The sequence below is a fragment of the Bacillus sp. 05T31 genome (assembly GCF_056396725.1).
Genome location: NZ_JBFTMA010000411.1, coordinates 1 through 5,040 on the forward strand (window position 1 = coordinate 1; position 5,040 = coordinate 5,040).

At 36.8% G+C, this 5,040-nt stretch carries 6 protein-coding genes, 1 pseudogene and 1 other annotated feature; of the genes and pseudogenes, 1 reads left to right on the plus strand and 6 read right to left on the minus strand.

Going from position 1 to position 5,040, the window contains the following annotated elements; genetic code table 11:
• From ilvN to AC1DJR_RS20625, 4 genes are all read right to left on the minus strand, one after another.
• A partial coding sequence (gene ilvN, locus AC1DJR_RS20610; protein ID WP_477003388.1) for an acetolactate synthase small subunit occupies positions 1–490 on the minus strand: 490 nt, incomplete at its 3' end.
• The gene (gene ilvB / locus AC1DJR_RS20615) at positions 487–2,187 is read right to left on the minus strand and encodes an acetolactate synthase large subunit (protein ID WP_477003389.1); all 1,701 of its coding nucleotides are present in this window, start codon (positions 2,185–2,187) and stop codon (positions 487–489) included. The genes ilvB and ilvN, both read right to left, overlap by 4 nt.
• Before the next feature lie 73 nt (positions 2,188–2,260).
• Positions 2,261–2,489: a binding site (T-box leader), on the minus strand.
• Positions 2,490–2,504: 15 nt separating this feature from the next.
• Positions 2,505–3,401 (minus strand): branched-chain-amino-acid transaminase, encoded by an 897-nt coding sequence (gene ilvE / locus AC1DJR_RS20620; protein ID WP_477003390.1) that lies wholly within the window; start codon positions 3,399–3,401, stop codon positions 2,505–2,507.
• Positions 3,402–3,542: 141 nt separating this feature from the next.
• Positions 3,543–3,758, minus strand: coding sequence for a hypothetical protein (locus AC1DJR_RS20625; RefSeq protein ID WP_477003391.1), 216 nt, complete (start codon positions 3,756–3,758; stop codon positions 3,543–3,545).
• A gap of 82 nt (positions 3,759–3,840) precedes the next feature.
• Between AC1DJR_RS20625 and AC1DJR_RS20630 the strand changes: the two are divergent.
• Positions 3,841–3,999: pseudogene (locus tag AC1DJR_RS20630) on the plus strand (YkuS family protein); the annotation flags it as partial.
• 423 nt (positions 4,000–4,422) lie between these two features.
• On the opposite strand, the gene AC1DJR_RS20635 reads toward AC1DJR_RS20630, so the two are convergent.
• A complete protein-coding gene (locus AC1DJR_RS20635) occupies positions 4,423–4,512 on the minus strand; it encodes a hypothetical protein (RefSeq protein ID WP_000608225.1) in 90 nt (29 codons plus the stop codon).
• A gap of 108 nt (positions 4,513–4,620) precedes the next feature.
• A complete protein-coding gene (gene ytfJ, locus AC1DJR_RS20640; protein WP_060750593.1) occupies positions 4,621–5,028 on the minus strand; it encodes a GerW family sporulation protein in 408 nt (135 codons plus the stop codon).
• Between the last annotated feature and the right edge of the window lie 12 nt (positions 5,029–5,040).

Genomic DNA, 5,040 nt, shown 5'->3' on the forward strand with positions numbered 1-5,040 from the left:
GTTTATCTTGTTTTTTCATACTACGTGTAAATGCTGTTACACCTGTTCTAGCAATTTCTTTCAAACCATATGGACGAAGTAATTCAATTAACGCTTCTACTTTCTCCTGGGTACCTGTTACTTGCACCACTATGGAATCCTTCCCAACGTCTATTACAGCGGCTCGGAACGGTTCAATTAAACTATATAATTCTGCTCTTGCTACAGACGTTGCTACTTTAATAAGTGCAAGTTCTCTAGCGATCATCGCTTCTTCTGTAATATCTGATACTTTCAGTACATCAATTTGCTTATGAAGTTGTTTAATTAACTGCTCAACTTGCTGTTCATTTTCAACGTGTACAACAATCGTCATTCTCGAAATATCCGATGATTCCGTATGACCTACTGAAATACTTTCAATATTAAAATGTCTACGTGTCATAACACCTGTAATTCGATTTAACACACCGCTTTGATTTCGAACTGTCGCTGTTACAATTCTCTTCACCTTTTCTCCACTCCCTCCATTTGATGAACGCCTTTTCCTGGGGCAACCATCGGCATTACCTTTTCGGATTGAAGTACGCGGCAATCAATTACAACAGGCTCTCTTAACTCAATTGCATACTGTAATTGTTGCTTTGCAAGAAGTGGGTCTTCAATACGAACACCTTTTATGCCATAAGCATTGGCAAGCGCAACAAAATCTGGTTGGCATGAAAGTAAGGAGTGCGAATATCGCCCATTATAAAATTCCTCTTGCCATTGTCTTACCATYCCTAAAGCTTCATTATTTAAAATAAAMACTTTAACTGGTAAAGAATGCTCTTTTAAYACACTTAGTTCTTGCAAGGTCATTTGAAATCCAGCATCACCGACAATTGCAATAACTAGTTCTTCAGGCTTTGCGATTTGTGCACCTATTGCTGCTGGAAATCCGAAGCCCATTGTTCCTAAGCCTCCAGAAGTTACCCATTTATCTGGACTTTTCAGCGGATAATATTGAGCTGCCCACATTTGATGTTGCCCAACATCTGTCGTTACAATCGCTTCCCCTTTCGTAATTTCGTATAGCATATCAATTGCATATTGAGGCTTAATACATTCCGAATGCGCTTTGTAAGAAAGAGGGTATTTTTCTTTTCTACTATTCAATAATGAGAGCCAATCATTGTGATTTACTTCCCCTTCCTTAAAGTTGAGTAGAGCTTCTAATGCTTGCTTCGCACTCGCAACAATTGGAATTTCAGTCGGCACATTTTTTCCGATTTCCGCTGGATCAATATCTATATGTGCGACAATCGCTTCTTTAGCAAAATAAGCTAAATTTCCAGTAAGACGATCGTCAAATCTTGCTCCTATATTTATAAGTAGATCACATTCGTATAACGCCATATTAGCCGTGTAAGAACCGTGCATTCCTCCCATCCCAAGAAATAATTTATCATCTGGCGGAAAACCACCAAGACCAAGTAATGTATGAACAACAGGAATTTCATATTTACGAGCAAARCTTGTTAATTCTTTCGATGCCTTYGCATGCAATACACCTGCTCCAGCTAAAATTAAYGGYTTTTTTGARRYCKCAATCGCTTGTAATAATTTGTTTATTTGTAGTAGATTCGGTTCGTAATTAGGCTGGTATCCTGGTAAATCCATTTGTACATCACTACATCGCTCACCTTTCTCTACTACCATATCTTTCGGAAGGTCAATTACGACTGGGCCTGGTCTTCCTGTTCTAGCGATATGAAATGCTTCTTTAATAATTCGGGGTAAATCCGATGCTTTTCGTACTTGATAATTATGTTTTGTCACCGGCATCGTAAGCCCCATAATATCAGCTTCTTGGAAAGCATCACTCCCGATTAACGTTGTTGCTACTTGCCCTGTAAATACAACAAGTGGCAATGAATCAATCATTGCGTCAGCTAGACCAGTAATAACATTTGTAGCACCCGGTCCACTTGTTGCAATTACCACTCCTGGATTTCCTGTAATTCTTGCATATCCTTCAGCAGCATGAATTGCACCTTGCTCATGCCTTGTTAAAATATGCGGAATTTCACAATCATAAAGCGCATCATATAGAGGTAAAACCGCACCACCTGGATAACCAAAAATCACCTCTACTCCTTCCTTTTCTAGCGCTTCTAACAATAGCTGTGCACCAGTTGCCAGTTTCTCTTCCGTTTTTGAAGACATTTTTCTTATAAGCCCCCTTTTTTAAAACATTTATAAAATAAAAAAATCCTACGTCCACACTCCAGCTATGTGCTGAAGGGACGAAAGATTTCGCGGTACCACCCTTCTTTGCAAGATTACTCTTGCCTCAGTGACTCGGGATATGAGTCTAGCTAATAACGGAGCTACCGTCTAAGCCTAAACAAACGTTTCAACTTAGCACTCAAGGGTGATGTTCGTCGACGTGAACCATCGGTTTCCAGCAACCACCGACTCTCTGTGAGGCTTCACAGTCAACTACTCCTCCCTATCAACGCTTTATCATGTCATAAGAGCTATTATCCAACTTTATTTTCTTCGTAAATTTTCTCTCCATCTTCTACAACTAATTTACGGAATTCTTCTAATAAACGATTCGTATGTGGCCCTGTTCTACCTAAACCAATCGTTCTTCCATCTACTGTCGTAACAGCAATTACTTCAGCAGCTGTTCCTGTTAAAAACACTTCATCAGCTACATATACATCATGCCTTGTAAATAATTCTTCTCTTACGTCATATCCAAGTTTTTCGCCGATTTCTAAAATCGCGTTTCGTGTAATACCTTCTAACGCTCCAGCAGAACTTGGTGGTGTAATTAATTTATTTCCCTTCACAATAAATACATTATCTCCAGAGCCTTCAGCTACATATCCTTGGTCATTTAACATAAGTGCTTCTTGTACTCCAGCTAATTTCGCCTCAATGCGAACTAAAATATTATTTAAGTAATTTAAAGATTTTACTTGAGGCGATAAAAYATCCGGGCGATTGCGACGCGTTGCAACTGTTATAATCGGAATCCCTTTTTCATAATATTCTTGTGGAAATAAAGATAATTGCTCTGCAATTACTACTACATTTGGTTTCGTACAAGAATCGGGATCTAATCCCAAGTTCCCAGGTCCTCTTGATACAACGAGGCGGATATATCCATTAGATAATTTATTTTGTCGAATCGTTTCAACAACGATTTTCGTTGCTTCTTCTAACGTATATGGAATTTCTAACATGATGGATTTCGCTGATTCATATAACCGGACAAGATGCTCTCTCAAACGGAAAACATTACCGCTATATACCCTAATTCCTTCGAACACTCCATCGCCATATAAATAGCCATGATCATATACTGAAACCTTTGCTTCGTCTTTTGGAACAAATTCTCCATTTAAGAAAATCCACTGCTCGTTCACTTGAAAGCGCCCCCTATGTTCTATGAGTTTTTTATTGTTTCCTAGTCTACTCTCCTTTTCAAATAAATCAAGTGAATTTTTAGAAAATTTTTAATTTTTAATCGTACGTACATCTTTGTTTATATTGATTTAATAACATTGTTAACGTTTACAAAAAGTCAAAAAATTTTTTTCGTCAAATTCTACTAAAAAAAATATTTGTTTAAAAGAAGGGTTTTCGCCAATTGATACGAATCTATTGTATTCAATAAACGGACGTCTGATTTTATAAATCCGGGAATATACAACGACTTTTGGTGAAAAAGGGGGAAAATAACAAAAATAACGCTGTCTAAAAATAACATTCATATTTTTCATTTAGTAATCATAATCCTATTTTAAAAAAACAATTTGTCAAATTGAAGGAGGAAATAACAATGGCGTGTGTACAAATTAAAGGAACTCTGAAAACGATGCACAAGGTTGTGATTGTTGTGTTGTAACTGGGCAAGATTCTAATATAATGGGCATTGCAGATACATCGATAAAAGGATCTGTAATTACAGCACATGGTTTAACAACAGATGAAATTTGTCAGCAAGTTGAAAACCGCGCTTAATCATTTTTATCACATTATTTGTGAGCTAACATTTAACGAGAATGGTCTCACTGATTATAGTTTCAATTTATCTATAGAAAGAGGGCTCCTTTTGAAAAGGAGCCCTCTTTTTTATATTCACCTAACGGGAAAGTAACATATACTGGATGAAAGCCCTACCTCTCTCTCATCATTACGGTTCCACTGACCGCTCCTTGATTCACTAGTATACATATAAAGCTTACATATACAATTTATAGGGTTTGTTCACAAAAGTTGTTGGTAAGACTACCCGATCTTTCGCAAACTTTTCGTATTATATTCATAAGATTTATTTACTTTACACTAGCTTTAACCGAGACACGAATTAAAATTTTAACACCAATACAATAACTTGTCAACAATTTTTACAAATTAAAAACAGACATTAACGGTTTGTCTGTTTTAGAATGGAGCTTTTTCTTTTATTACATATACAACAAAACCGCTTACTAACATACATAAGCCAACTACTAAGTTTTTGATATTAATCATAAATTCCTCTCCCTTATTCCACACATCATATATATTTACAGTTCAATTATTCCGATCGTCATAAAGCGCACTTTTTCTAATATATCATAATTCCTAAAAAATGCAAGTTCACTTTTGGCGACCATTCACAAATTTATCCACAGTGCTTGGCACAGTATTTAACGCTTTTTCAATTAAATGTGTACTACTATTGAGATGCAACACTTGCACACCGTTAGAACCAACTACTAAAAAAGCAACTGGGCTAATTGAAACCCCAGCCCCGCTTCCGCCTCCGAATGGATGACTTTGCCTGTTCTCTTTATGCTTCCCTTGTCCGCCGTTATGTTTTTCAGAAATAAAATCCCCTTTAAAGTCACTTCCACCAGCTCCAAAACCAAAAGCCACTTGAGATACTGTTAATACTACATTTCCGTCAGCTGTTGAAACCGGACTTCCAACAATCGTATTTACATCTACCATCTCTTTTAAATTTGTCATTGCTGTTTTCATTAAATTTTCAATTGGATGTTCCATTATGTACTACAC

Bases quoted from the DNA above. Each gene is read 5' to 3' on its own strand.
- AC1DJR_RS20625 (WP_477003391.1), bottom strand. From the start codon at position 3,758: ATGAAAAATATGAATGTTATTTTTAGACAGCGTTATTTTTGTTATTTT.
- ytfJ (WP_060750593.1), bottom strand. From the start codon at position 5,028: ATGGAACATCCAATTGAAAATTTAATGAAAACAGCAATGACAAATTTA.
- AC1DJR_RS20635 (WP_000608225.1), bottom strand. From the start codon at position 4,512: ATGATTAATATCAAAAACTTAGTAGTTGGCTTATGTATGTTAGTAAGC.